This is a genomic window from Burkholderia sp. PU8-34, from assembly GCF_053427725.1.
The window spans coordinates 154,523-178,845 of record NZ_JBSAXC010000005.1 but is presented as its reverse complement, the minus strand read 5'-3'; the positions used below and the strand labels follow the sequence as shown (position 1 = coordinate 178,845).

Here is a 24,323-nt window from a genome sequence, read left to right as displayed (position 1 = left end):
CCTGTCGTTGCGGTGCCGGCGCAGCGCGCCGTTACACCTGAATGGCTTCCGGATCGGTCTTTTCCAGTTCGATCGACGACGCGATCAGCGACAGCCGCGCGACGACGCCGTACATGTAGAACCGGTTCGGCGGCGCAGCGCCCGGCTTGGCGCCCGCGTCCGGCAGCGCGGTGTGCTCGAAGCCGAGCGGCACGTAGTGCATGCCCGGCGCGTTCAGGTTCTGGTCGCGCTCGCGGCCGGCGTGCGTGCGGTAGAAACCGCCGACCACATAGCGGTCGATCATGTAGACGACCGGCTCGGCCACTTCGTCGCCGACCCGTTCGAACGTGTACACGCCTTCCTGAACGATCACGTCGCGCACCGCGAGCCCGGCCTTCGACTCGGCCATCTGCGCGCGCTCGGCCTTCGACATGCGGCCGATCTCGGCCGCGTCGTGCACCGTCATCACGCCGCGCCCGGCGGTGCCGGCGTCGGCCTTCACGACGACGTACGGCTTCTCGCTGATGCCATATTCGCGGTACTTGCGCGCGATCTTCTTCAGCACGCCGTCGATCGCGTCGGCGAGCGCCTGCTCGCCTTCATGGCCCTGCCAGTCGACGCCTTCGACGTGCGAGAAATACGGATTCACCATCCACGGATCGACGCCGACCATCTTCGCGAACTTCTTCGCGACGTCGTCGTAGCAAGAGAAGTGCGTCGACTTGCGGCGCACGGCCCAGCCCGCGTGCAGCGGCGGCAGCAGGTATTGCTCGTGCAGGTTTTCCAGCACGGGCGGGATGCCGGCCGACAGGTCGTTGTTCAGCAGGATCGAGCACGGATCGAAATTCTTCAGGCCGAGACGGCGCGGCGTGCGCTCGAGCGGCTCGAGCACGATCGTCTGGCCGCCGGCGAGCGTGATCGGCGTGATGTCGGTGATGCTCGGATCGAGCGAGCCGAAGCGCACGTTGAGGCCGGCCTGGCGCATGATCGTCGCGAGGCGCGCGACGTTTTCCAGATAGAACGCGTTGCGGGTCGGCAGCTCGGGGATCACGAGCAGGTTCTTCGCGTCCGGGCAGATCTTCTCGATCGCGGCCATCGCCGCCTGCACGGCGAGCGGCAGCACTTCGGACGGCAGATTGTTGAACGCGCCGGGAAACAGGTTGGCGTCGACGGGCGCGAGCTTGAAGCCCGCGTTACGCAGGTCGACCGAGCAGTAGAACGGCGGCGTGTGTTCCTGCCATTCGAGCCTGAACCAGCGTTCGATCGCAGGCGTGGCGTCGAGGATCTTCTGCTCGAGCTCGAGCAGCGGGCCGTTTAACGCCGTAACGAGGTGGGGAACCATGAATCACTCGCGAGCGGGAGAATGAAGATTGTAGAGCAATTGCATCGCCCATTTGGGGATTGTTCCCGGGATCACAAGGATTTGGAGGAAGTTTCTGGCTATTGACCCGATTGCGGACAGGGTTATCCGCTACAGGGCCGCGCCGCAGGAGAAAAAAAACCCGCCGGGAAGGCGGGCCGAAGTCGCTGCGCTCATTCGTCGCGGGGGCGGCATCGGTGCCGCCCGCCGTGCTTCGTTCAGTCTTATTCGACGTGCTCGCCGTGGAGGATCACGTCGAGGCCCTCGCGCTCTTCCTCTTCCGTCACGCGCAGGCCGATCGTCATGTCGATCAGCTTCAGCAGGACGAAGCTCAGGATACCGCTGTAGACCAGCGTGATCAGCACGCCCTTCGCCTGCAGCAGCAGGCTGCCGTCCGCACCGCCGATGTCCTTGACCGCGAACACGCCGGTCAGCAGCGCGCCGAGAATCCCGCCCACGCCGTGCACGCCGAACGCGTCGAGCGAGTCGTCGTAGCCGAGCTTCGACTTGAGCCACGTCGCCGACCAGAAGCAGACGACACCGGCCGCGATGCCGATCACGAGGGCGCCCGTCACGCCGACGAAGCCCGATGCCGGCGTGATCGCGACGAGACCCGCGACGGCGCCTGACACGATGCCGAGCACCGACGGCTTGCCCTTCGCGACCCATTCCGCAAACATCCAGCCGAGCGCCGCGCAGGCCGTCGCGACTTGCGTCGTCAGCATCGCGAAACCGGCACGGCCGTCAGCAGCGACCGCCGAACCGGCGTTGAAGCCGAACCAGCCGACCCACAGCATCGAGCCGCCGATCATCGTCAGCACCAGGTTGTGCGGCGCCATCGATTCGCGGCCGTAGCCGACGCGCTTGCCGAGCACGAGGCACGACATCAGGCCCGCAATACCGGCGTTGATGTGCACCACCGTGCCGCCCGCGAAGTCGAGCACGCCGTCGGCCGACAGCCAGCCGGTCGGCTCCCACACCATGTGCGCGATCGGCACGTAGACGATCAGCGACCAGAGCGCCATGAACACGAGCATCGCCGAGAACTTCATCCGGTCGGCGAACGCGCCGCAGATCAGCGCCGGCGTGATGATCGCGAACGTCATCTGGTAGACGAAGTACACCGTCTCGGGGATCGTCGGCGCGAGGTGGCTGACGGTCAGCGTCGTCGCCTTGTCACCGTGGATGTAGTTCATCCCGTGCAGGAACACGCGCGACAGGCCGCCGATGAAGCCGTTGCCCGGCGTGAACGCGAGGCTGTAGCCGACCACCGTCCACAGCACCGTGATCAGCGCGGTGATCGCGAAGCTCTGCATCACCGTCGCGAGCACGTTCTTCTTGCGGACCATGCCCGCGTAGAACAGCGCGAGGCCCGGCACCGTCATGAACAGCACGAGCGCGGTGGAGGTCAGCATCCACGCGGTGTCGCCCGAGCTGATCTTCGACGAATCGACCGAGAACGGCGCGGTCGGGGCGGCAGGCGCGGCCGGGGCCGACGCGGCGGCGGCGGCCGATGCCTCGGGGGCGCCCGAAGCCGGCGCCGAAGCGGCGGCAGAAGCGGCAGCCTCGGACGCAGCCGGCGCCGAAGCGGCCGGCGCAGCGGCAGCGGCCGATGCGTCGGCAGGCGCCGAGGCGGCAGGCGCGGACGCAGCCGCGGCCGACGCCGCGTCGTCCGCGAGCGCGGAGCCAACGCCGGCCGCGATCAGCGAGCCAGCCATCAGCAGGGACATCAGAAGTTTGCGCATCTTGGTATTCCTCTTGTCTCGTCTTGTCTGTTACAGCGCGTCCGCGCCCGTCTCCCCGGTGCGGATCCGGATCACCTGCTCGATCGGCGTGACGAAGATCTTGCCGTCGCCGATCTTGCCGGTGCGCGCGGCCCGCTCGATCGCTTCCACTGCCTGGTCGACGAGATCGTCGGACACGGCCGCCTCGATCTTCATCTTCGGCAGGAAATCGACCACGTATTCGGCGCCCCGGTACAGCTCGGTGTGCCCCTTCTGGCGCCCGAACCCTTTCACCTCCGTCACCGTGATGCCCGAGACGCCGAGCGCCGAGAGCGCCTCGCGCGTCTCATCGAGCTTGAACGGCTTGATGATTGCGGTAATGAGTTTCATGAAGTCCTCTCGCTGGGTTGTCCCGTCGAATTGGTTGGATGTGTGCCGGACTCTTCAGAGCAACTCGCATGCCATGTCGGCCCGAGCCCCGTCTCGAACCGTGTTGCGGGGAGCGCATCCCGCGAGAAACCGCACCGGAGCCCGGCCGAACGGCCAACGTGGGGCGGGTTTGCTGGCGCCGGGCGAGGATCGTTGCTAGAGTGCACGCACGTCCCGGAATGCCGGGGCTTTCACCCATGCGGGCGCCATGCCCGGAAATCGCGCGCGGGACGCACCATTTCCGGTCATGCGTGCATCATGGGCACGTATGCAACTGAAGATGCACATTTTTTGTGCAATGAAGGGGAATCACATGAAGCAACCCAGCGACGTTTTCAACGACCTGCAGTCGCGCGTCAGCGACCTGCTGAAAAACTCGCCGGCCAAGGACGTCGAGCGCAACGTGAAGGCCATGCTGTCGCAAGGCTTCTCGAAGCTCGACCTCGTCACCCGCGAGGAATTCGACACGCAGGCGCAGGTGCTCGCCCGTACGCGCGTGCGCCTCGAGGAACTGGAGAAGCGCGTCGCGGAACTCGAGCAGAAGCTCGCCGCTTCGTAAGCCCGAAGCACCAGCCTGATGCTCGAGGCCTGATGGTCGAGGCCTGATGGGCGTCAAGGTTTGATTCGCGGGCTGAATGGGCCACACCCGGCCCGTTCTCGCCCGCCCCGAGGTAACAGCGCAGCAGCAGTCACCCCGTCGTTCTTTTATCCGCGCCACGCCGGCAAGCGCGCACCGATCACTCCCTTTTTCCGTGGCGGGCGGCCCCACAGGCCGCCCGCCCGCTCAACAGGAGCCTCGCCATGTCGCTTGCCGTGGTGCGCAGCCGCGCACCGGCGGCCGGCCGCGCGCCGGACGTCACCGTCGAAGTCCATCTTGCCAACGGGTTGCCGTCGTTCTCGATCGTCGGCCTGCCCGATCTCGAAGTCCGCGAAAGCCGCGAGCGCGTGCGCGCCGCGCTGCAAAATTGCGGATTCGAGTTTCCCGTCCGCCGGATCACCGTGAATCTCGCGCCCGCCGACCTGCCGAAGGAGTCCGGCCGGTTCGACCTGCCGATCGCGCTCGGCATCCTCGCCGCGAACGGCCAGATCCCGGCCGATGCACTGGCCGGCCGCGAATTCGCGGGCGAGCTGTCGCTGACCGGCGCGCTGCGGCCGATGCGCGGCGCGTTCGCGATGGCGTGCGGCGCCGCGCGGGACTGGCGGGCGGGTGAAACGGGTTCTGGTTCTGGTTCTGGTTCTGGTTCTGGTTCCGGCTCCGGCTCCGGCTCCAGCTCCAGCTCCAGCTCCAGCTCCAGCTCCAGCTCCGGATCAGGTGGGGGTTCAGGCTCGGTGTCCGGTTCCGCAACAGCGTCGCACGCACCCGAGCTGTATCTGCCGCTCGACAGCGCCGCCGAGGCCGCGCTCGTGCCGGGCGTCACCGTATTCGGCGCGCCCGACCTGCCCGCGCTGTGCGCGCACCTCGCCGGTACGCCGGACGGGCGGCTCGTACCGATCGCGGCGCCCTGTCTCGACGGATTGCCGGCGCCATCCGCGCCCGATCTCGCCGACGTGGTCGGCCAGCGCGGTGCCCGGCGCGCGCTCGAAGTCGCGGCCGCCGGTGGACATCACATGCTGATGGTCGGGCCGCCGGGCGCCGGCAAGTCGATGCTGGCCGCACGCCTGCCGGGGCTCCTGCCGCCGCTGACCGACGACGAGGCGTTGACGTCGGCCGCGCTCCTTTCCGCGAGCCGCATCGGCTTCTCGCCCGCGCAGTGGCGCCGCCGGCCGTTCCGCTCGCCGCATCATTCGTCGAGCGCCGCCGCGCTGGTCGGCGGCCGGAATCCGCCGCAGCCGGGCGAGATCACGCTGGCGCACCTCGGCGTGCTGTTCCTCGACGAACTCTTTGGTTAGCTTTGTTCGCTTTCTTGTCAGATACCTCCGCATGTCCTATGGTTAAGCAATTGGCAAGTTATCCACAGGGGAAATTGTCGTGACAATCGTCAAGGATATCGTTGCTTACAAGGACTATCCGTTCGACAACTTGTCGCTGGCGTGGCGGCGCCTGTTGGGCGATGCGTTCTGGGAACTAGGGTCCTACGCTAACTACCATCAGGCGATTTTTGTGACATTGGAATGTCTGCTACAAATAACGGGAGAGAAGTTGCCGCCTAGGCCAAGCGTGGTCGTTGCTGAGCAAAAACTTCTCGCACTGCTTGGAGCTGTCAATTCCCCGACATTTGTGTGTGACAGGACCCAAGGTACGGTCAGTCTTTGGTCCCGGGTAATCGTCGCCGTTATAAACCAGTTGCGAGCGTCCGGTGAACAAGAGCCGCTAGCCATTACAGTCAGCGAATATGTCGAGCAGCCCGAAATCCGGGTGTTAAGGGACGAATTTGAGCGCAAAAGCCTCGACGAAGAGGCGGTATGGCTCTGGAAAGGATGGCCGGTCGAAAACGGAGCGAGTTCTACTCGGTATTTGCCCCTGTTTTCGATTTACAAACGCTTCGGGCGCGAGTTCACAGAACAGTTGCATTCAACATGCGCCGATTTCTTTAAGGGCAGCAGATATGGCGTTGTTCCTGGCATCGCCCAACTCTCGGAGTTCATAGCGTCACGACCTGACTTGTCACTCTCAGAACTGCAAAAACCGCACGCGGGCGAAAAGTTCTGGCACGAATTTTGGGCTTTCTACCAAGCCGAGCGCACAGCGAGCGTGGACGTTATGTTGGATGATTGGCGAAACCATATTCGAAAATTTTTCCAAAATTACTTAATTGATTCGGGCCTATTCCCGCCAACAATCAGCCGATTTCCAGGCCCCGAACCCGACTCCACGAATCGTCCTGGAACCCGAAGGCTCCACGAACGGCGCAAAAAAGACTTCGACGACAACAACTCGAAACGTACAAGTCTTCTGTTTGGGTTACCAACCGCGCAACACGGGGACGAGCTATGGTCCTTCCTTAGCATCGAATGCCCTCGGCGCGTTGAACTGATAAAGCGGTGGGCGACAGCAGCAGCAACTGAACGATTCGCGCGGCATCTACGGAGAAAAAAGTGGGCTCGCTCTGGAGAATCCGACCATCAAGCATCTACAAAAATGAGCTGGAAAAAGCTTACGCATCAAGATAACCCAAGGAAATACATTAACGCGGCTTACTGGTACGAAAAAGCTGGACACATAGTATCAGGCGAAAAGAAACCAGATAGCGGCAAGAAAACGACACCTTCAACTTGGTATCCCAAACCCATTTCCCGAACGGTGCGCGAGTTGGGCATGCCCACTATCGGCACGCTGCTTCCATTTGCCACGCTACTTGTACTACAACACCCGAATATTACGACCTCATTCCTCGAAAACCTTGAACCGTGGGACGACAACGGGCAGCTCGTTAACTTGAACCACCAGAACGGTGTCTGGTACCTGATAGGACCAAAATATCGAAAAGGGGAGCGGGTAGGCGAGGTACGCGTCAAGCTAACCAAGGAGACGTTAAAACTTGTCGTTAGCGTAATCTCTATCACGAGACCGTTGCGGAAATGGCTTAGAGACCAAGGGTCACCAATCGCAAAGAGGCTAATGCTCGAGTGCGGCAGAGGCTTTTCTACCCCGGTCGTAGCGAGCTTCTCTTCACATACTGGGCCACAATACCTTTACAGCCTCTTTCTGGATGAGTTCCTTGCATGTCGCGAAGAGTTCACAAAAGAAGAGGTGCTAGACCTCCTCAAACGATTCTCACTTGGAACGCTGCGGAGAACTGTCGGAGTGAAGATTTTCGTAGAAACTCGTAACCCATACATTACCTCCGACGCCTTGGGCCATGACACATACTCGCCTGAATCGTTCGCATGCTACGTCCCGCCTCAAATCGCAGCTTTGGCCGAAGAGCTAGTGATTCGCGATTTCCATACCGTTACCGTCGCACATGCAACAGTCGGCAGTAAATATCAACTTGCAGCGACCGGCTTCACGTCGGCGGAAGCTCTTCGCGAATTCCTAGAGCAACATGCGTTTCCAAAACTCGACAGTCTCTCGAATCTCATACGCGCTCAAAATCAGCGAATCGTCAAGGCCGCACGACACAAATCAGAGATAGTTTTTTGCGCAAATCTCGAAACGCTTATCCCAATCACAAGTGCCGCTGCGGCGCTGAGTAGTAAGTCTATACCCCTTTCAGTTGAAGGCGAGCACATCGCATCCTTTGCGAATGCTATCGTGGAAATGCTGGATGCGCGAATTGGACTTGAACCATCGATTGACGAACTTGTTAAACAAGCCAAATCACAAGCTAACATCGACTTGGTTCGGGAGGCACTCTGTGAGTAATTCAAGCGCGACATCACTCGCGTCAGAGACATTAGCCAGGAAACTCGACGAATACCGGCATCCATATTGGCTCAAATCTGAGTTCGGCGCATCACAGTTGTTTGGGGATTTTGGGAAGGCCGGAACAATCACCCTTGATTTTGATAGGGAAATATCGCCCGGCTTTCATCTTATGCACGAAGCCCATCGCGATTTTCTCGAGGATATCTACCTCTGGCTTGGCCTTCAGACTCATCGGGACTCCAATAATCGAAATTCACGAGGCGGGTCGGAGAAATCAGACAAACTCGCAATTCAGCATACACTCACCATCATTGATTATTTACTTTTACGCTCGAATGAACTGAAGTTGCACGAATTCGGCCTTTCCGCATTATCCAAAAGGCAACTCCGGCAATTTCTTTATACAATATCCGAGGACAGCGAAACATACAATTCAGTATATATGTGGAGAGCATCGCTCGATAAATTCATAGAATCATCCTCCGAGCATCTCCGAGAATCTGAGTACATGGCTTCGCTAAAAGCATTTCCTGAGATTGCACAAATCGATGACGCCCAAAGAGAGACCGTCGGGTCTTTTACTGATGAGCAAATAATTCGAACGCGCGCCTTTCTTCACACGCATGGCATGTGTCATCGTAGCTCCACTGTCGAGTATGCGTGGATACCTGATATCAATGCTCTAAGAACTCTGCTTTACTCAGGTACACTCCGAGGCGCCGACGGTCACAATAGGTGGCCTGTGCCACGAGAGCTATGCTGGTGTCCACACGAGCGGTATGTCCGCGAGTGCGAGAATGCATCCATTGGCGCGGACGAAGTGGACGCAATACCTTCCGAGAAAAACTTCGAAATCTATAGGCGACACTTGCTCACACTAGAGCAACTGGCAAAATGTGGACGCGGCCCTTCTGTGACATCGGTTCGCGAAGTTGCCAAGTTGAACTATCGCGACGTGCTAACTTTGAAGCCGCCCGGACGGACCTTCACGCTTCCGCCAGATTATGTAATGAGCTGCATAGGAAAAGGTATCGACTTCTTCTTCGAAAATGGGGAACACATTCTCGAAAGCTATTTCAATGTTATCAAGGCAGCCAAAGATAGTAACACTTCAGTCCGCAAGTTTACGCACGCTCACGACATACAGCAATTCTGTCGTCCGGAGACAATTGCTCTTGGAGTGCGTCAGTTCAGTCTAAAAGGTGAGATAGGCAGAAAAAGTCATCGAAAGAACAATAAGCTGCCTGAACCGCGCGCCTCAAAGGAGGAATATTTTTCCCGATTTCGGGCATGCGAAGGATTAGTGGAGTTGGTTCAAGCTCTTTTTGGTGCAATCGCTTTTGTCATTGGCACCTTAATGGCCGCCCGGGATGCAGAACTCGAGACCCTACGAGTAGACAACTGTCTCAGCGAAACTCGTCGCTGGCTCAACTTACTCACACGCAAATCCGGCACTCCTTTCATCCAACGCCCCGACAGTCGGCCACTTCCCAAAGTATGCCAGATAATGGTGACGTGCCTCCAGCAATTTAACTCGAGGTGCAAATCGGCCGGCATAGCGACCAGTGAGCTTCTGTTCTCAATGCCCGGACGGGGTAGCAAGAGCTCAGACGGACACAGCGTTCTTGACCTATTTGTTGACTTTATCGACTCGCCAAAGTTGCCGGATGGTTCGCGTTACTACGTTCGACAGCATATGCTGCGACGATTTTTTGCGATTGTGTTCTTTTGTTCAGCCGGTTTGGAAGGCCTTGAGTCTCTGCGATGGATGATGCGCCATCTTGACATGGAGCATCTCTACTATTACATCACCGCATCTATTCCTGGCGGGATACTCCGGTCAATCAAATCCGCAGCGGCGGCAAAAATGGTACGCGCGGGGAGCGTGGAATACATAGACCTCGCAAAATATCTGCGAGTTCGATTTGGGACCTCCCGTTTCGATGTTTTGAGTGAATACGAACTTGCCAGCCACATTGAATCGCTGCAACGCGACGGAACTGTGAGAATCGAACCCATTTTTCTGGACGAACACGGGCGACGCGACTTTCGAATTGGCGTACAAATCTGGGACAGTGAAGTCGAGTTTGCTTAGAAGTGAAATCTGCCCGTACCTCTCTGGAGAGAAACATGGCAACATTGAAGCACAGCCGCGATGTGGAAAATTATGCTCGCGCACTATTCATCTTCCTAGTAGCGGTGCAGAATGAACCAGAATTGTATTTGAATAATTCCCAGCTTGCAGATGGGCTTAAATCACAAGGTTCACTCGCCGCCCTACGAATTGATGACTATGACATTCATCCATGTGCTTTAAATACGTTAAAAAAGAGCGCACAACTCGTCATACCTGGAGGATTCAGCGAACTTGATGCACTCAGGAAGTCTGTCTCTGAGCGGCTTCAGCACGCATCGCATGCCGCGAATCACAATAGGCGGGAGACACGCGCCTACTACAAGCAACGCTTAGGCGATGCTTTGCGGGAGAATGCCCAACTTAAAGAGGATTTGTGGCACATCTCCCGGGCCTTCTATAAGGCAATGCTGAACGCCAGGACCTATGTCACCGAATATGGTGACAAGGCACTGCAAGCCCGATGCGCAGATGATGAGGCGGAACTTCGCGCCATGGCTTCATTGGCAACGAATAAAGTCGTCTCTGTATCGGAGGGGAAGGATAATGGGCACTAACCAGCTCTATTGCTTCTCATCGGAATCCTTTGAAGCTTTCGTTCATACAAAGCCAAATGGTTCACCAGAGACCGCGCCTGCGGGAAATATTCCGTTTATGTTTTGGCCTAACGGTCACTGGTGCACGGAAGTGAATCTTTTCCTCCAAGAGTTGTACGAGAGAGGGTTGTCTCATTCTGGTCAAAAGGGGGGAACTCTTGGGACATACGCCGCATACTTGTCGCCCTTAATCCGCAGAGCTTTCGAGTCAGGCATGACGGATTTTTCGAAACTCAAGAATAGCCACTTTAGAAGCTTCGTTTCCGGCCTGAACGCAGAAAAAGTTTGGAAAGGTGGCACAAGGACTTCGAAGCGAAATATCGTTACCCAGCATAAAACAGTGTGCGTATGGCTTGAATTTCTCGAATTTGTCGGAGCATACTATGGAAGACCGAATTTCGTCGGGAAGCAAGGTCAGATACACGCATACAAACGCGTCTTCAAAAAGAAGGTCGGTCGCGAACGTTACGTTACCGGCGAAAAATGGTGGTATCCCGGATGCCCGACCCGGAAAGGTGTCACGCATAAACGTCTCCCAATCAACGATTCCCAGTTGGGCGCATTGAAGACGGCAGCAGACGTACAGACCAAAAATCCATTCGTACGTAAGCGTAGGCTAACAATGTTCGTCTTGTTCGATGCCGTAGGGCTTCGGCGTCGCGAGGAGGCGTTGCTTGATGTTCGGGACGTCGAGCGTGCATTAAAGGAACTTGATGACGCGGACGAAAGAATTGACCACGATTTCATGCCTTTAATAAAATTCAAAACCGTGAAAGGGAATGGCGAGCGCGAATGCCCCATAAATCGGGTTCACCTTCGATATCTTGAATCTTATATGAAGAAATTTCGCAACCCGCTCGTCGCAAAAAAGAACCCGACAGAACTTGTGTCCGGTCCGTTCTTCGTAAGTGAAAAAACCGGAAAGCGACTTAACGACAACACGTTCACCTACGAATTTCACGTTATTCGGCTACTAGCGGGCATAAAAGGCAAAGCCTCTCCTCACATGATGAGGCACCGCTTCATAACGAAGCTTTTTGTTAGACTCATTTTGGCTCATAACCTTGATACAACCGACGAACTTAGGCGGCTGCTTCTCAGCACTGATGCCATAAAGGAACACGTTCGGGAGATTACTGGACACCTTAGCGTCGACTCGCTAGAAATTTACATACACCTCGCTGTCGATGAGGTTACCGAATTCCGCAAGACATTGGCGCGTTTGACGAAAATCAGCGGCCTTGACGCGCTCGCCGACGCCCGTCAGCGCTTTGTATCCCAGCTTACCAGCGACCGTGATTTGCGAAAGGCGGCCGCCGAACTCGCATCGACAGTAGATGAACTTCTCAGAGATGTTGGCTCGACTGGTGACTTCAAAGATGCTGATGCATGGTCTGATTTCTTGGCTACTACCATGGCTCGGCAAGACGTTGCCTCGTAACGTGCTCACGCTTTGCTCTGCGCCTCTACCCGCAGCAGGGCCTGCCCGAGCGTTCCAGGCGCAGCGTTATGCAACGCTTCCTAGTTAGTTGCTCCGGGCGATGCTACTCCCCGGCATCTCTTCAGCGAGAACGCGAAGCCAACCAGGAAGCTTCTGCGCCTCCATTAGCACCTCCTCCATATGCTCTTTGACGAGAGTAACGCGTCCCAAAGTCAGCGCTAGCATGAACTCGGGCAACGCCTCCCCAGCGGCGGCGTCGTGCAATTGCATCAATCGTAATATCAAGCGTTGCATGTCGCTGCTCATGTCAGGGCTGGACGAAAAGTTCAGCTCCGATTTGTATGCCGACCGAAGTAGTGCCGCCTGAATCGCGGGGTCGTTGAATCTGGTGAAATTCGCGGGCGCAATCAGTGTTTGCTGGAAGAGCCCGCTTATTAAGCTAGTCTCGCTTTCCTTGCTACCACCGGTGCGGCATGACTCCAGGAACACTGCAACGGTCAAGAGCACTCCTGCAGCCAAGTCGTCTCCTGCGAGAGGCAGCGTGGTCTTCCATAGGAGAAAGCCAGGAGACACCGCAAGCGAATTTCCTCTGAAAGAAGGCATGAACGTGAGCGCGCCCTGCAGGCCATTCCCTTCCCTGAACTGGCGAAGTCGCTCTGTCAGTCGGGCTGGAATCTCAATTTCCTCCTCGATACAAGTCTCTACGAGGCGGCCGAGAAGCTGCGACTCTCCGTACCAGTCGATGTCCTGGTCCACCTTGCCTATCGGCAACGCGATAGCATGCTTGAAGTGGTAAGCACTGTCGTCTGCATTCAACTGCAAGTCATTGCGCAACTCCTGCAGACGTGCCTGACTGTCGGGAAGCACTACAAGAGCGAGATAAAGGCGTGGCCCTTTCGGTTGAATTGCACGAAGGGCAGCGCTAATTTGCTTAAAGACGAAACCGTTTCCCAAAATGGGAGCCGAAACGACGACGCCAGCACGACGCAGGAAATTTTTTAAGCTGTCATCGGGCCTATCTAACTGTCTGCTATCCAAAATCCGAATTTCGGCTGTTGGGGATTTTTCTCCGAGAAGCGTACAAATGCGCTCGGCCATGCGCCTCGCTTCGCCCTCTCCGGGGCGTCCACTTTCCAGAACGTCAACAGGATAGACAACGGCCATGTCACCGGCGACAGCATAGTTCGTAAGCCAGCTTCTCAATATGCAGTCACCCTCCGAATTGTCGGTACAGTATTTATCCACCAGTTGGGCGATGGAGAAAGACAGCGACCAAAATGACTTCCCATCGGGTCGACGCCGGGCCGATAGGGTCAATTTCTCGCTCGAAATCTGAGCCAACGTCGACTTGCGACCATCCTCGAGCGCCTTGTGCGCTAAACGCACCGGTTTCGGCCGAAAGTTCTGATTGAGAAAGCGCTCACCAATGATGCGAACCGATTCGCAGCCCGGGGGCACCTCAGATACATCTGTTTCGAACTGCGAGCGTAATCCTTCGAGTGAGGACGGGCCCGTCAGAAGACGGGGCAAAACAAACAGATACTTGCGCGCACGCTCAATTAGCGCCCCTTCGTTCAACGGATTTTTCGCTTCAAGGCCAAGGACGGTGTAGCACTCTACGTGTCGGGAACCGAGTTTCGCCGACAGCTGGCGTTCCAATCCTCCGGAGGTTGACGCTGAAATGATTACGAAAGCAGGTCCGGATTCAAGGCTGTCATCTGCCAGACCGTCGTATGACCGAAAGCTCTCAATGATGTATCGACGCTTCGGGTCATCTTCCCTCCGCATGGATACCAGCGCTTGTGCAAGTGGCCAAATGACCATCGAATCGACAAGGATGCGCACCTTCGTTTCTGCGAGGCCATCACAGTATTTTCGAAACGAATCTAGTAGTCGCAGCGCAAGGAGTTCAATCGACGCAGTGCAGCTGAGGAGGCTTTCGGCACGGATGAAGTGCGACGAATGTCGATTGGAAAGCTTTGAGAAATAAAAACCCTGCGGCGCCGCCGCCACGACACTTCCAGTTCGCAGCTCAGTCGTGATAAAGCTTCTGATAACAGGTTTCAAGATATCTGCCGTGCCGTCGACAGGTACCCGGTCCGTCTTCGCCACGTGACTGATGTAGCCGCTACCTGTGTAAGAAAATAGCCAAAATCTACACAGCTTGGTAATAATGTCGATTGCATCGACGGTTCCATCTCCGGCTTCTAGCGCCTCCCTTAGTATTTTCGCTGACTTCACGCTCGCGAGAATGATGAATTCAGGGGCTACTACGTGGTTAGAAGACCAGTCCTTGAACGCCTCCTTAATTTCGTTCCAACTGGGCGTATCCGAGCCCACGAACAACAGAAGTGCGTCTTTCGTGAACGCCGTCGGGCCAGAAAATGGAATGAATAGCATATTGGTCACACTGGAAGCAGTATGGAATACGCGGTTCCCTCTACGGCTCCAATATCTTCGTGTGACCAGCGCCGCAAAAAGAAAACCATCCGCTCATCCTGCAAGAAAACATGAGTGCCGTCTTCCAGCTTCACGTAGTCTGCTGAGACATCATATTTCTTCAATTGCGTCTCAATATCGGTAATTGCTGATTGCGTGCCGAAGAGAAATCCGAGCCGCCCTGTTCTCAGTCTCAGAAACCCATTTCGCTTGCGTAAGAGGCTAGCAACGCTAAAGAGCCCTATGCCCCGTAGTGAATTTCCTGATGTGGTCCGCCACTTCTTAAAGCATTCGATGACCGCCTCTTCTTCATCATGCAGCGTGATATCGGTCAACCGGTCGACGGACCGTTTGCTTCCAGGGCGACTTGCTAGCCAGCGCCGAGCCAGGCCGGGCCCTGAGTCAACCATCGAGAGTTCCATGAAGCTCAACTTGCGAACAACAGCCGGATGCGAGCTTGGTGTTTCATCTCGCCTGACCCGTTGATGGGTCGTCAAGTTATGCAGAAGGTAGCTCTGGATGTGAGTGTTCCCACCGGCAAACATGTGCAGGTTGTCGTCATCGATGTCTCGCAATCGAAAGGTAACTGCACGAATGCCCTTGTCGTACTCAACTCCACGATGGTCGGCGCGTGCCCACCAATCTGAGTTCTCTACCAGCTCACGAACAAGATGCGCGAGCGGCTCTGATACCTCTCGCAGATATTTAGCGTTCCAAGTCTCAGCGAGTTGAGCGAGGATGTCCTGTATGACGACCCGGACGTCCCCCTCTGGCTTAACCCGCCATTTTCCCTGGAGTTGCTCATAGAACGGGCGAATGAATTCACGCTTACTACCTTGCACGCAGACGAGGTTTGCCCGCGTCTCCAGCGTGTCATGAGTATGGTGGAACTCAAAGTTATCCATCGCGTCGAGAAAAGCGGCATACCCCTTGGCTTCCCGGCGCTTGAGCAGGTTCCGACTGGCATCATATAGCTTTCCAGCGAGGACCCATGCTGCGACCACATGTGGCAGGCCAAGTTGCTTTTGAAGGCTCGTCTCGAAGGTTTCGGCCTTACCCTCGAGACCTGAAAAGACTGCAACGGCCGGAGTACGAGTTGTACGAGCCCAAGTAACGACAAATTGGAGTAGGGCAGCCTCCGCGCAAAATGAAGTCACGCCTGAACCGCCGGCGGAAATGTCCAGGTCACCCTCCAGTTGGCTATTAAGAGAGAGTATTGCTCGCTCAATGCTCCCAATGTCCGGGTCAGGCATTTTCATCGTGATTTCCTGTGCAACTCATCAGTCGCGGACGACGCGCAAGGCGAAGTCGGGAGATTGTAGCTGTGCAAATATTAACGCCATCGGCTGAGTATCGACATATCAGTTCGGAATTTTATGCCGACATCCGAGTGCCCACGTCTACCTGGTCGCAATGGTTCGAGGCCCGCTCTCGCGCTCCTGCCGAGCTTCGACGTCCCGGTCAAGCGTGAGTCGAGGCCGACGTCGAGCATGTCGCACACGCATCTGCTTTCTGCAGCGTCTGGACGTCACTCCGCCTGTGAGAAACAGGTAGTCAATCTGGCTGCGTTGCCGCTCTGCCGGTTGGCATAGGGGCGTCGGCCATCCTGCGCATGGCAAAATTGTTCGATGAGAGCAGCTTCGACGGCGTCCGCAGAATGTGGCGGGCAGGTCCGCCAGCGCACCAGCAGTTGCTCCCAGTCGGGGAGATGCCAGAGCAGGCGTCCTCCTCGGTGACCAACGTTCGCGCCATACGCGAAGCGCACCAACTCCCCCAATCGCTGCCGCAGGCCCTTCTCGCCAGCCGCCTTGCCGACGTAGACCAGCGTTGCACCCGGCACCCATGCGTCGCTCACCGTCTGCTCCGGGTAGCTCGGGTCAAGCCCCTTGAACCGCCCGGCGCTGCTAGTGAGCAGGAAGCGCGGAACGCCTGTCGCCGCGCGGATGACTACGTAGACACCGGCAGCGGTCGGCACGTCGCGGCAGCCGCTCTCAGCAAGCCCTCTCACCGAACTGCCGGGAGCAAACGAGTGCAGCTCGATGCCGTCCACCGTATCCATGCCTCGACCTCTTGCAGTTTCCGCCAATCGTGCCGCCGCCCCAAGCATACCGGACCCGGAGCGCCTTGCGACTCCCTGTAATCCCGTGTCGCTGGCTCCGGAAAGCATCTTCCCGACAGTGTCGACTGGCCCATCGCAGATTGACAGCCGACTTCGCCGTTCGCTTACCCGCGCGTTAGAGTGTCAATTAGCTTCGCGCAGGCGTTCCGTCTGCACTTCCTGACTTGGCGCGCAACGCTTCGTACAGCTTCGCTGGTCCGAGCAAAATCTCCTTAAGCCCGTCGCGCACACGTTCCGAATCGAGCGCTTGCTTGCTCATCGTGGTGTGAGCATCGAACGCGTCGATGATGGCATGTAGCAGCGCGTCTTTCAGGTCGGGGGAGTTGGCGAACCGCTCCTTGCTATTGCTCGCGGCCTGCTGAACGAGCAGTGCGTTTTCGAGTAACTTACCTTTTAGGACGCCGTTCACGTACACGAGCTGGTCGTCGTCAGTTAGCTCGCCGTCAAAAAGTCCGTTGACCTTCTCGATGATTTCATCGAGGAACGCCTTCTCCTTGTCCTGGACCGCACCGCTGCCCACCGCGTCCATTGGCGGCAGCTTGGGCGTCTCACCATGATTCAGGCTTAAATGCTGGCGGCCGGCGTTTCTCAGGCTGTGGTGGGTCAGCATAACCTTCGACAGGTCGACGATATTGCGCTCGCGACCGAATTCCAGCAGTGGGATGAGCCGCTTGTAGAACAGAAAGCGCTTTTCAATATCGGTATTGCCGTAGTCGAAAATCTGCGAAAGGAACGCGTAGAGGCGCACGAATGCCCCCATATCGTTCTTGAACAGCGCCAATGCGTCGAGTGTGTCCTTGGCAGCCTGGGCCGCCTTCTCGTCATGCTGCCCTTCGGCGGCGGCCCGGTCCTGCTGCGCCGCCTTGTAGCGCTTAAGGAGGCGGTCGGCTACCGGCGCGATGGCGGCCTGCAATTGCCCCTGGGTGCCTTTCGGGTCTAGTTCGACCTTGGCGACGCGGTCGACCTCGAAGTCGTCGTAGTACCCAGCGGCGTCGAGCTTGGCGCGCAGGTCATAGACGTGATGTGGGTCGGTGGTCTCTTCCAGTTCGGCTGTCTCGTAATACGTCTTGAACGCCTTCAGAACTTCGCCGGCATCGTTGACGAAATCCAGGATGTAGGTGGTGTCCTTGCCCGGATGGGCACGATTGAGACGCGACAGGGTCTGCACGGCCTGGATGCCCCCGAGCATCTTGTCGACATACATGCCGCACAGCAAGGGCTGGTCAAAGCCCGTCTGGAACTTGTTTGCAACGAGGAGCAGGCGATACTCGGGTTCGGCAAACGCGTCGCGGATGTCGCGCCCTTTAAGACCGGGGTTCAATTCCTTGCTGGCCTCGGTCACGGGCGCCGGATAGCTCTCAGGGTCGTCGATTTCGCCGGAGAAAGCCACGAGCACGCCCAACGGATAGTTCCGCTGGTCGATGTAGGCGCGAATGGCCTTCTGCCAACGCACCGCCTCCTTGCGGCTCGCGACGACCACCATCGCCTTCGCCGTCCCATCGAGCAGCGGTTGCACGTTCTCTCGGTAGTGTTCGACGACGATTTGCACCTTCTGCGCGATGTTGTACGGATGCAGCCGGACCCACTGCATGATGCCTTTCATCGCGGCGCTTCGCTCGACCTCCTTCTCATCGTATTCCACGCCGTCGTGAGCGAGCTTGAACGCGAGATTGTAGGTCGTGTAGTTTTTCAGGACATCGAGAATGAAGCCTTCCTCGATGGCCTGGCGCATCGAATACACGTGAAACGGCTGCGGCAGGCCGTCCGGACCCGGCCGGCCGAACAGCTCCAGGGTCTTCTGCTTGGGCGTGGCTGTAAACGCGACATAGGTCAGCCCTTTGGCACCAGTCCGGCCTTCCATCTGGACAGCCAGTAGCGCTTCGGTGTCGATTTCACCGCCATCTTGAAGGTCGGCCCATTCCTCGGCGGACAGCAATTGCTTGAGCTTGGCAGCCGACTCACCGGTCTGCGAACTGTGGGCTTCGTCGGCGATGACCACGAAGCGCTTGCCTTCGGTCGCTGCCAGCTCCTGCACCGCCTGCAGAGCGAACGGGAACGTCTGGATGGTGCAGACGATGATTTTCTTGCCGTCCTTTAGCGCCTGACCGAGCTGGCCGCTCTTGCTGCCGTGCTCGTTGGTAATGGTGGCGACGACGCCCGCCGTGCGCTCGAAGTCGAAAATCGCTTCCTGCAGCTGCGCGTCAAGCACGGTGCGGTCAGACACGACGAGGACGCTATCGAACAACTTGCGGTGTTCGGCGTCGTGTAGGTCCGCGAGGAAGTGAGCGGCCCACGCAATCGAATTGGTCTTGCCTGACCCTGCCGAGTGCTGAATCAGATACCGCTGGCCAGGGCCCTGCGCCAGGACGTCAGCCACCAGCTTGCGGGTCGCGTCGAGCTGGTGGTAGCGCGGGAAAATGACGGTTTTGGGCCGCTTCTTTTCGTCGCGCTTGCCAATCAGATAGCGGTGTAGGATGTCGAGCCAGCTGTCGCGTGCCCATACTTCTTCCCACAAGTAGGCGGTGGCGAAGCCGTCCGGATTCGGCGCATTGCCGGCCGCACCGTGGTTGCCCCGGTTGAACGGCAGGAAGCGGGTTGCTGGACCGGCAAGTCGGGTGGCCATCATGACCTCGGTCTGGCTCACCGCGAAGTGCACCAGGGCGCCACCAGGAAAGCCGAGCAGGGGCTCCGCCTGCCCGCCCTTCGGCTGCGGATGGCGGTCAAAGCGGTACTGGTCGACTGCGTCCTGCACGCTTTGCGTGAAGTCCGATTTCAGCTCGGCGGTCGCGACCGGAATGCCGTTGACGAATAGGACCAAGTCCAGCGCGTCTTGCGGGTCGTTCGGGGAATGCCGTACCTGACGCACGACACGCAGCCGGTTGGCGGCGTAGTGCTGCTGGATGACAGGGTTGATGGTCAGTGCCGGCTTGAACTGCACCAAGCAGAGGGGTTCCTTGAGCCCCAACATCTCCACGCCACGGCGCAACACGTCCAAGGTGCCGCGCTCATTCAGGCTCTTGCGTACCCGTTCAGCAAGACGCTCATTGAGTGCCGGGCCGTGGGTCTTCGTCAGGCGCTGCCAGGTGTCGGGCTGCGTCGTTTCAATCCACGTCAGCAGGTCGGGCAGAAAGAGCCCATACGTGCGGTCATAGTCCGAGGCATCATCTTCAGCATAGAGCCAGCCATTGGTCGCCAAGGACTGACAGATTTCGGCCTCGAAGTGATGTTCCTGGTGCAAGTTGCTCATCGTTGACCCGTATGCATTTAATGTTCTTCTTTGAAGGGCAGGCCAGGTACGCCGCCTAGCTCTCGGTGTAACTGCGGTCTATCAATGGTTTGGCGCGCTCCAGGTCCGCTAGAGTTTGCAGACTCAGTTCCAGGTCACCGGTGCCCCAATGGTTGATTTGACTGACATCGCGGCTGAACCCATTTTCCAGGGTCACAGTTGTTGGGTCGAGCTTGAGCATCACGACAATGCGCTGTTGTTGCACCACAATGCACGCGAAGTTCTTAAGGCGCCGGAAGGCAACATAGACCCTCAGATGCTTTTCCTGCACGTCGTCACCCAAGGAATTCAGGTAATTTGCCGTCTGTGCATACAGTTCACGAATCTCCGAAGAGGCCACTTCGAGCTGCTCTTCTGGCGACTTATCTTTGCCAGTCGGCTTGGGCTTCGACGATTCAGCGACAGCCGAAATCGCTTCAGAATTGACGGTGGAAGCCTCCGGAACACTCTGCGAGTTCACCAGCTCCAACAACAGCAGGTCGTCGCCGAATAGCTTGTAGCGAATCAGCTCGATATTGCGCGGAATCTGCTGGACAGCGTGCTGGTCGTAGCGCGTGAAATCGGCCGCGATGCACAGCAGACGCGTGCCGGCCCACTCGATTTGGTTCGCTTCGTCCTTACCCAGCTTTTCCATCACCAGCCAGCGGAACTCCGCCTGGTGGTCAAGCAACCAATCCAGGTAGAACAGCCCCTGATTGATGACGTTTTCGTTGCTCTGACGCTTGTACTCGATGATGACGGGGCACCCGTTCTCGTCGAGGCCCAGCGAATCGATTCGGCCCTTGTGGGTCTTGCCGGTCGCGTACTCGCTGGCTAGGAAGCGAACACCGAGGAAGGTCGGCATGTTCGTTTCGATGAGACCTTGCAACTGCTTCTCCAACTTCGCGGCATGGCTTGATAGCTCACTTGCGGTACCGTGGGATAGGCGAAACAACTGGATGTCGCTCATGCGGCGAGTTCCTCAGGCACGGCATTGCGCACGTCGATTTTGCCAGTGACGGCGGCGGCAATCAGGGCGCTGCGGCGCTCCCTGAGCAGGTCGATGGCTCGTTCGGCTTCGGTGTTGAGCGAGTCGAGGCGAACTATCTCCGTATCGAGCCAGCTAACAATGTTGGCCTGTTCGTCAATTGGAGGAATTGTAAGTTTGAACTTTGCTATGAGGCCGGCGCTGAGATTCATTTGACTGGTCTCGTTTCCGGCATCACGGACATAGTCGTACGCGGCCATGAAAAAATAGCGCGCGAAGCTGGGAAGGATGCGAGGCCCAAATGACATCGCTGCGCATGCTTGATTGTAGGCAGCCTCAATCTCAAGCAACGCGACTCGGCCGCGAGTGGCCCCCTGACCGTACATCGCCATCAGTAATGTGCCGGGCTTAGCGAGCCTCGCAGATGAATTGGCGAGACCATCCTCCGAGATGTATTCCTCAGCCTGAGTAATTGGAGTCCAGTTAATTTCACCGGTCTTGAGCCAAGGAATCGAACCGTTCCAGTACAGAGGTTCGCCTCTGTCGGGAGTCGCACCAGTCTCAATCGAGCAAAGGTAGCCAAGTGCGCCGACCTCCCAATGCTCGGGCACTTCTCCCAACCACACCACACTGGAATCCTTCATTGGCATGTCTGGATTCAGGCCACGCGTCACTGCGTGCGAGATGGTCGCTTTGCGCTTTTCTGCCAGTAGCTCGAGAAGCTTTCCCTGCTCGGCAATCAGTGCGTCAATCTTGCCGATTTCGCCATCAAGGAAACTGACAATAGATTTTTGCTCAATCAGAGGTGGCCATACTACTTGATATCTCGCTATCGCCTCCTGCGAGATGCCAAGAAAGGTTGCTCCGGTCCCATTGGTTTTGATGTGCTCTTGAAAGAGCTTTGTCTGCATGAAGTAGAAAGCGAACTTGGGAATGTATGTCGGCTCTCCGTCATTTTCGAGCGGGCGGAACAATAACAGATGACTGTTAAGGCACGCGTCTCCTGGAAGGCTTTCGACAAAGGCGAGCTTGCCCATTGCAGCGCCATCCTTCATTAGCAGGATGTCCCCGGTCACAAGCTGGATGTTGCTGTCAGTATCGTAACGTTGCCGTGAAACACGCGGGCACTCGTCCCAGAGAATCCGGTAGTCCAAGAAATGCGCACTGCTGACTACGTATGGCCCTTCGGTCTGGTATTCCTCGGCTTTGAGACCCTGCCATCCAAGCCTCCCCTTGAGCGAAGAGAGCGCGCCTAGCTTGCTAGGGCCCATCCAGTGCACCGGCACTTCCCCTAGCCATTCCAGTCCGGTGTGTTTGTATGTTGAATACCTCGGCAAGCTCATTCCGCCAACTCCTCAAGCATCTTCATGATGTTGGTCGACACCGCCTTCAGTTCCTCATCAATCGTGTGCAGGTCGCGCGGCGGCTCGAACACGTAGAAGTGCCGGTTGAATGGAATCTCATAGCCCACCTTGCTCTTCTCTTCGTCAATCCAGGCGCCCGGCGCGTTCGGCAGCACTTCCCGCTTGAAATAAGTGTCAATATCCTCGGAGAGCGGCACGTTCTCGGAATCGCGAAGCGCGCTATCTGCTTGCGGCTTGCCCTTCTGCTTACCCTTGGTACCCAGCACCACCTGTCCGTCCTTATCGCGCAACGGGCGCTCGACGGTAATCGTCGTGTAGCCGAAGCCCTCGTTCCTGAAGACTCGCGAAATCGGCACCGACTTAGTTTTGCCACCAGGTGGCACCTCTGGTGCGCTGCCACCCGCAGGCACCACCCAGCGTGATACTTCTTTGCCGTCAGCGTCAGATACCGTCAACAGCTCCGCCTCAACGAACTCCCCGAAGAGCTTAGTGACAGTTGCGATTTGCTCGTCGGACATCTCCTTTCGCTTGCTCCCAAGCGACTTCCGCATCTTCTGCCAGAAGCTGCTTGCGTCAATGAGCTGCACGAACCCGCGCCGATGAGCGGGTTTCTTGTTCGACAGAATCCACACGTAGGTGGCAATGCCAGTGTTGTAGAACATGTCGGTCGGCAAGCCGACAATAGCTTCCACTAGGTCGTTCTCGAGGACATAGCGACGAATCTCGCTTTCGCCGGAACCCGCTCCGCCTGTGAACAGTGGTGACCCATTGAGCACAATACCGAAACGGCTGCCGCCATCGGCCGCCGGGCGCATTTTCGAGAGCAGGTGCATCAGAAACAGCATTGACCCATCGGACACGCGCGGCAGGCCAGGGCCGAAGCGGCCATCGAAGCCTTTTTGCTCATGCTCGGTCCGAACTGCCTTCTCGACTTTTTTCCACTCGACGCCGAACGGAGGATTGGAGAGCATGTAGTCGAATTTGCGCCCGCTGTGACCGTCGTCGGAGAGGGTGTTACCCGCGACGATGTTCGCAACGTCCTGGCCCTTGATGAGCATGTCGGCCTTGCAGATGGCATACGACTCGTCGTTCAATTCCTGCCCGAACATGGTCAGACGCGCGGCCAGATTGTGCTCCAGCAGGTATTCGCCCGCCACCGACAACATGCCGCCCGTGCCGGCCGTCGGGTCATAAATGGTCCGAACCACGGCGTTGCCTGCCGTGAGCACGTCGCTGTCCTCGATGAACAGCAGGTTCACCATCAGCCGGATGACCTCGCGCGGCGTGAAGTGCTCCCCAGCGGTTTCATTCGAGATTTCGGCAAACTTGCGAATCAGTTCCTCGAAGACGAGCCCCATCTGGGCGTTGTCTACGGCGCCCGGGTGCAGGTCGATATTCGCAAACTTCTCGGTCACCAGATAGAGCAGATTGGCCTTGGCGAGACGTTCGACCTGCGTGTAAAAGTCGAAGCGTTCGAAGATGTCACGCGCAGCGGGCGAGAAGGCCTGAATGTATGCATACAGGTTCTGCCGGATATGGTCCTGGTCGCCGAGGAGCTTGACGAGGTCGAGCGGGGACGTGTTGTAGAACGACTGACCGGCTTTTCGCGTAAGGAATGGGTCTGGATTTAACCCCGCCTTCGTCTTCGCGTCAAATTCCGCGAGCACTGATGCCTTGGTTGATTCCAGTACGCAATCGAGACGACGCAGCACCGTAAACGGTAGGATGACCCGGCCGTACTCGGACTGCTTGTAATCCCCCCGCAAGAGGTCGGCTACGGACCAGATAAAAGAAGAGAGCGCTTGGTGGTTCATTTTTTCGATTCTGGTAGGCATTTGGGTCCCCGCCGGCAGGCGAGATTTGCCAATTGTCGCGACAAATTGTTTGGAATTCTACCGCCTGCCTGTGGTACCGAAGAACCCGTCCGAGGACTTCCCAGCCATTCGCCGCCCTATCCGATTGGGTGGAGGTCCAGCCTCCCCCGGACGTGGTCGCGTAAATTTCGCCTGAGACAGGCATTGAGGTACCTACAGCGGCCGCAGCAAACGACCAACAGAACAGCACAGCACGACGGCCTGCAATGCAACACCCCCAGTCCAGTGACTCGGTCCGAGCAGCGGGTCACCCTGTAACCGTTGCCTCGTTTGTATTACGGCTGCCCGAAGGCCATTGGGGA

The 24,323-nt window shown here is 57.7% G+C and carries 15 protein-coding genes and 1 pseudogene; 6 read left to right on the top strand and 10 right to left on the bottom strand.

What is annotated here, in order from left to right:
• Positions 1-31: 31 nt before the first annotated feature.
• The 3 genes from gshA to ACV22Z_RS14790 form a co-directional block, all read right to left on the bottom strand.
• Positions 32-1,321 carry a glutamate--cysteine ligase gene (gene gshA, locus ACV22Z_RS14800; protein ID WP_448077042.1) on the bottom strand — a complete coding sequence of 430 codons (1,290 nt, stop codon included), beginning with the start codon at positions 1,319-1,321 and terminating at the stop codon, positions 32-34.
• A 242-nt stretch (positions 1,322-1,563) separates the two neighbouring features.
• On the bottom strand, positions 1,564-3,084 hold the full coding sequence (locus ACV22Z_RS14795) for an ammonium transporter (protein ID WP_448077041.1): 1,521 nt from the start codon (positions 3,082-3,084) through the stop codon (positions 1,564-1,566).
• Positions 3,085-3,114: 30 nt separating this feature from the next.
• Positions 3,115-3,453 carry a P-II family nitrogen regulator gene (locus ACV22Z_RS14790; protein ID WP_006398175.1) on the bottom strand — a complete coding sequence of 113 codons (339 nt, stop codon included), beginning with the start codon at positions 3,451-3,453 and terminating at the stop codon, positions 3,115-3,117.
• A 352-nt stretch (positions 3,454-3,805) separates the two neighbouring features.
• Here ACV22Z_RS14790 and ACV22Z_RS14785 point away from each other — a divergent pair, with 352 nt between their 5' ends.
• The 6 genes and pseudogenes from ACV22Z_RS14785 (at position 3,806) to ACV22Z_RS14760 (ending at position 11,972) form a co-directional block, all read left to right on the top strand.
• Entirely contained in the window at positions 3,806-4,051 is a 246-nt protein-coding gene (locus tag ACV22Z_RS14785) for an accessory factor UbiK family protein (RefSeq protein WP_448077040.1), read from the top strand.
• Positions 4,052-4,293: 242 nt separating this feature from the next.
• A pseudogene (locus tag ACV22Z_RS14780) lies at positions 4,294-5,373 on the top strand (YifB family Mg chelatase-like AAA ATPase); the annotation flags it as partial.
• Positions 5,374-5,461: 88 nt separating this feature from the next.
• Positions 5,462-7,798 (top strand): hypothetical protein, encoded by a 2,337-nt coding sequence (locus tag ACV22Z_RS14775; protein WP_448077039.1) that lies wholly within the window; start codon positions 5,462-5,464, stop codon positions 7,796-7,798.
• Complete coding sequence (locus ACV22Z_RS14770; protein WP_448077038.1) at positions 7,791-9,896, top strand: hypothetical protein; 2,106 nt, start codon at positions 7,791-7,793, stop codon at positions 9,894-9,896. The genes ACV22Z_RS14775 and ACV22Z_RS14770 overlap by 8 nt, the downstream gene beginning before the upstream one ends.
• Before the next feature lie 35 nt (positions 9,897-9,931).
• Positions 9,932-10,492, top strand: a complete 561-nt coding sequence (locus ACV22Z_RS14765; protein WP_448077037.1) for a hypothetical protein — start codon at positions 9,932-9,934, stop codon at positions 10,490-10,492.
• Between the two features lie 253 nt (positions 10,493-10,745).
• Positions 10,746-11,972: a tyrosine-type recombinase/integrase gene (locus tag ACV22Z_RS14760; RefSeq protein WP_448077036.1), complete on the top strand. Its 1,227-nt coding sequence runs from the start codon at positions 10,746-10,748 to the stop codon at positions 11,970-11,972.
• 84 nt (positions 11,973-12,056) lie between these two features.
• On the opposite strand, the gene ACV22Z_RS14755 is transcribed toward ACV22Z_RS14760, so the two are convergent.
• The 7 genes from ACV22Z_RS14755 to ACV22Z_RS14725 all read right to left on the bottom strand — a co-directional run bounded on the left by ACV22Z_RS14755 (position 12,057) and on the right by ACV22Z_RS14725 (position 23,961).
• Positions 12,057-14,372, bottom strand: a complete 2,316-nt coding sequence (locus ACV22Z_RS14755) for a hypothetical protein (RefSeq protein ID WP_448077035.1) — start codon at positions 14,370-14,372, stop codon at positions 12,057-12,059.
• Between the two features lie 5 nt (positions 14,373-14,377).
• Positions 14,378-15,670, bottom strand: a complete 1,293-nt coding sequence (locus ACV22Z_RS14750; RefSeq protein WP_448077034.1) for a hypothetical protein — start codon at positions 15,668-15,670, stop codon at positions 14,378-14,380.
• A gap of 269 nt (positions 15,671-15,939) precedes the next feature.
• On the bottom strand, positions 15,940-16,470 hold the full coding sequence (locus ACV22Z_RS14745) for a hypothetical protein (protein WP_448077033.1): 531 nt from the start codon (positions 16,468-16,470) through the stop codon (positions 15,940-15,942).
• A gap of 187 nt (positions 16,471-16,657) precedes the next feature.
• The gene (locus ACV22Z_RS14740) at positions 16,658-19,777 is read right to left on the bottom strand and encodes a type I restriction endonuclease subunit R (RefSeq protein ID WP_448077032.1); all 3,120 of its coding nucleotides are present in this window, start codon (positions 19,775-19,777) and stop codon (positions 16,658-16,660) included.
• Between the two features lie 55 nt (positions 19,778-19,832).
• Positions 19,833-20,765: a DUF5655 domain-containing protein gene (locus ACV22Z_RS14735; RefSeq protein ID WP_448077031.1), complete on the bottom strand. Its 933-nt coding sequence runs from the start codon at positions 20,763-20,765 to the stop codon at positions 19,833-19,835.
• The gene (locus tag ACV22Z_RS14730) at positions 20,762-22,126 is read right to left on the bottom strand and encodes a restriction endonuclease subunit S (RefSeq protein WP_448077030.1); all 1,365 of its coding nucleotides are present in this window, start codon (positions 22,124-22,126) and stop codon (positions 20,762-20,764) included. Before ACV22Z_RS14730 ends, ACV22Z_RS14735 begins: the two co-directional genes overlap by 4 nt.
• Complete coding sequence (locus tag ACV22Z_RS14725; RefSeq protein WP_448077029.1) at positions 22,123-23,961, bottom strand: type I restriction-modification system subunit M; 1,839 nt, start codon at positions 23,959-23,961, stop codon at positions 22,123-22,125. Before ACV22Z_RS14725 ends, ACV22Z_RS14730 begins: the two co-directional genes overlap by 4 nt.
• Positions 23,962-24,323 lie beyond the last annotated feature (362 nt).

What these genes read in the sequence shown, in the direction of transcription:
- ACV22Z_RS14795 (WP_448077041.1), bottom strand. Translation starts at nt 3,084, where the DNA reads ATGCGCAAACTTCTGATGTCCCTGCTGATGGCTGGCTCGCTGATCGCG.
- ACV22Z_RS14750 (WP_448077034.1), bottom strand. Translation starts at nt 15,670, where the DNA reads ATGAAAATGCCTGACCCGGACATTGGGAGCATTGAGCGAGCAATACTC.
- ACV22Z_RS14735 (WP_448077031.1), bottom strand. Translation starts at nt 20,765, where the DNA reads ATGAGCGACATCCAGTTGTTTCGCCTATCCCACGGTACCGCAAGTGAG.
- ACV22Z_RS14785 (WP_448077040.1), top strand. Translation starts at nt 3,806, where the DNA reads ATGAAGCAACCCAGCGACGTTTTCAACGACCTGCAGTCGCGCGTCAGC.
- ACV22Z_RS14755 (WP_448077035.1), bottom strand. Translation starts at nt 14,372, where the DNA reads ATGCTATTCATTCCATTTTCTGGCCCGACGGCGTTCACGAAAGACGCA.
- ACV22Z_RS14765 (WP_448077037.1), top strand. Translation starts at nt 9,932, where the DNA reads ATGGCAACATTGAAGCACAGCCGCGATGTGGAAAATTATGCTCGCGCA.
- ACV22Z_RS14740 (WP_448077032.1), bottom strand. Translation starts at nt 19,777, where the DNA reads ATGAGCAACTTGCACCAGGAACATCACTTCGAGGCCGAAATCTGTCAG.
- ACV22Z_RS14745 (WP_448077033.1), bottom strand. Translation starts at nt 16,470, where the DNA reads ATGGATACGGTGGACGGCATCGAGCTGCACTCGTTTGCTCCCGGCAGT.
- ACV22Z_RS14725 (WP_448077029.1), bottom strand. Translation starts at nt 23,961, where the DNA reads ATGAACCACCAAGCGCTCTCTTCTTTTATCTGGTCCGTAGCCGACCTC.
- ACV22Z_RS14730 (WP_448077030.1), bottom strand. Translation starts at nt 22,126, where the DNA reads ATGAGCTTGCCGAGGTATTCAACATACAAACACACCGGACTGGAATGG.
- ACV22Z_RS14760 (WP_448077036.1), top strand. Translation starts at nt 10,746, where the DNA reads ATGACGGATTTTTCGAAACTCAAGAATAGCCACTTTAGAAGCTTCGTT.
- gshA (WP_448077042.1), bottom strand. Translation starts at nt 1,321, where the DNA reads ATGGTTCCCCACCTCGTTACGGCGTTAAACGGCCCGCTGCTCGAGCTC.
- ACV22Z_RS14790 (WP_006398175.1), bottom strand. Translation starts at nt 3,453, where the DNA reads ATGAAACTCATTACCGCAATCATCAAGCCGTTCAAGCTCGATGAGACG.